Genomic DNA, 2,930 nt, shown 5'->3' on the forward strand with positions numbered 1-2,930 from the left:
CTGTATCGGGACGTACATGAGTGTCGAAGGGCTCGATCCAATTTGGAATTTGTCCAGTCAGAACCGTCCCAAAAGATGCCCCAGACGAGCAATGGGAACAGTACCAATCCGAAAAGGATGAGCACGGCCAGGCACGCCAGGATCGCGCCCTCTCTGGTCGTCCCGCGCTTCAATCTGATGGGAGTCGCCAACCCAAACAGGGCAAGCATGAGCGGGGCCCCCAGGATCATCCAATGCCAGTAGAACTGGGTTCGTGCGGGATAGGCAGAACATGCCATCAGTTTTCTGATGAGGGGCACCGAACCGAAATCGACGATCGTGGGGAAATGGTTGAGCGGGAAAAAGGCCAGCAGAAATGAGAGCGCTGCGTACGTGGCCATGACCGCGTATGTCCATTTCCACGGAGAGTCGGAGCGCGCCAGTTTCATCTTTGACATCCCAGTACGAAGACAAAGCCATTTGCAGAAGCGGCGGCTAACCAGGCGGCGCCCCTTCCGCTTCCCTGATCGGGTTCAACCTTCAGCGAGCGGCCGAATGACGCGGCATGGATTCCCGGCAGCGACGACGCCAGCCGGAAGGTCGCGCGTGACCACGGAGCCCGCGCCGATGATGCTGTGGTCGCCAATCGTGACCCCGGGCGTGATCGTGACCGAACCGCCTATCCACACGTTGTTGCCGATGGTGACCGGCTTGGGGAGCTCCCAGCCATCGAGACGGCGCGCGATATCTTCGGCGTGGTTGGGGGTGTAGATACCGCAGCGCGGCCCGATCAGGCAGTCCGCTCCGATGGTTACCGCACCGCCGCCGATGACCATGAAATCGGCATTGATAAACGTGCGGTCGCCGATGACCAGGCGCGCGCCGTAGTCGATCCGGATCGGCGGACGGAAGTCGATGCCCGCGCCAGCGCCGGGAACGAGCCCGTGGAAAAGACGCATCGCCTCCTCCGCATCGTCGTAGTAGATGCGATTGATCGTCGCGCACGTCGCGTTCGCCTCGCGCGTCAGCGCCTGCAGGGCGGGCGATGCGCGATAACGCATCCAGTCGCCCGCCACCATGCGCCGCAGATCCTCATCCGTCTCGAGTAGCGCGGCCATCCTGTCGTCAATGAACTGCGCCTGGTGCGTCACGGTGACCCCTCCTGCCTGTCTTCAACACTCAATCCAAACCGCGACACGTTGGGAAGCAATGATATCGAACTCATTTACCCGCCCCGAAGCCGTAGAAAACAAGCCTCGAAAACAGGCCAAGCTCCGTGGTCACGGACGGCACTCGACCCGGCCTCTTTTCTCGAAAGCGAATCAAGCCCGGCGCCCACGATCGACGAATTCCCAGACCTTCGAGATCACCACCGAACCCTCGCCGACGGCCGAAGCCACGCGCTTTACCGATCCGCTGCGCACGTCGCCCACCGTAAAGATGCCAGGCAGCGAGGCGGCGTAGGGCGAGTCGGCGCCGGCAGCCTCACCGGTGAGCACGAAGCCTTTGTCGTCCAGCTTGACCAGGTCCGCCAGCCACTCGGTATTGGGGGCGGCGCCGACCATGATGAAGAGCGCCCGGGTCGGTACCGTTTCTTCGCGCCCGTGCGCGGTGTTGCGGATCGTCACGGCATCCAGATGATCGCTGCCGTGCAGCGCGCTGACTTCGGCACCGTATTCGATCGTGATCGTCGGCTCCGCTTCGAGCCGGCTCGACAGGTAGCTCGACATCGATGCCGCCAATGATCGACCGCGCACCAGCAAGCGAACCCGGCTCGCGGTGCGGCTGAGAAACATCGCCGCCTGGCCGGCCGAATTGCCGCCGCCGATGATGATCGCCTCCGTGCCCTTGCTGTAGCGCGCCTCGATGTCGGTCGCCGCGTAATAAACGCCCGCGCCCTCGAACTCGGCCAGCCGCTCGATCGGCAGGCGGCGATATTGCACGCCGGTCGCCACCACGACAGCCCGGGCGCGAATCCGCCTGCCGTTGTCGAAGGTGGCGCAAAAGCTGCCGTCATCCAGCACCTCCAGTTGCGCGACACGACGCGGCATGGCGAAACGCGTGCCGAACTTCATCGCCTGGATTTCGCCCCGCCACACCAGGTCGGCACCGGAAATGCCGGTGGGGAAACCCATGTAGTTTTCGATCCGGCTCGACGTACCCGCCTGGCCGCCGATGGCGATGTCTTCCGTCACCAACGCACAGAGTCCCTCCGCACCGGCATAGACGCCGGCCGCCACGCCCGCCGGCCCACCGCCGACGATCAACACATCGAAATCCTCGTCATCGACCAGATCCAGGTTGAGCCCGAGCAGACGCGCGACCTTGTCCGGCGTTGGATCGATGACAATCGCATCCCGCCCAAAAATGACGGCGGGACGATCCGGCGCCAGCGAACACGTGGCGGCCACGGCGTTCGCCTCGGCGCTGCCAAGCTCAAACGAGCTGTAGGGAATACGGTTGCGGGTGGCGAATTCGGCGATGCAACGGACATCGCGGTCGAGCTCCTCGCCGATCAGCACCAGCGTACTGTGGCGTTGCTCGATCTGACCGCGACGGCGCGCGGAGAAAACGCGGATGATGATGTCCGACATCTCGGGGATCTGTGACATCAACGTCAGCATCGTGGCACGTGGCACCTCGATCACGGACGTATCGCACACGGCGCGCATCGGCATGGAGAAGCTGCCGCCGTTGAGGAACGAAATCTCCCCCATGAACTGGGTCGGCCCCAGCGTTGATGGCACATGACGCTCATCGGTGTAGGCGTTGACGAGCTCGATTTCGCCATCAACGACATAGATGAAGCGATCGGCCAGTTGTCCCGGGCGCGCGAGGTAGCTGCCGGCCGCGTAGACCGCCTGCGTACCCGCCTCACGCAACGCGGCAACGTGCGCGGGCGCCAGCGGGGTACGCTGCATGACGCGCAAATCGTCGCCGATCGATTCCAT

At 63.5% G+C, this 2,930-nt stretch carries 3 protein-coding genes; all 3 read right to left on the reverse strand.

Going from position 1 to position 2,930, the window contains the following annotated elements:
• Window positions 1-428, reverse strand: a 428-nt coding sequence (locus VL130_RS15820) for a hypothetical protein (RefSeq protein ID WP_325364266.1), incomplete at its 3' end; no start/stop codon positions are given.
• An 84-nt stretch (window positions 429-512) separates the two neighbouring features.
• Window positions 513-1,130 (reverse strand): sugar O-acetyltransferase, encoded by a 618-nt coding sequence (locus VL130_RS15825; RefSeq protein WP_325364268.1) that lies wholly within the window; start codon window positions 1,128-1,130, stop codon window positions 513-515.
• Window positions 1,131-1,301: 171 nt separating this feature from the next.
• Window positions 1,302-2,930 (reverse strand): FAD-dependent oxidoreductase (locus VL130_RS15830; RefSeq protein WP_325364270.1); only part of this gene is annotated, 1,629 nt, incomplete at its 5' end.

This window comes from Asticcacaulis sp. (assembly GCF_035497195.1).
Classification (GTDB): domain Bacteria; phylum Pseudomonadota; class Alphaproteobacteria; order Caulobacterales; family Caulobacteraceae; genus Asticcacaulis.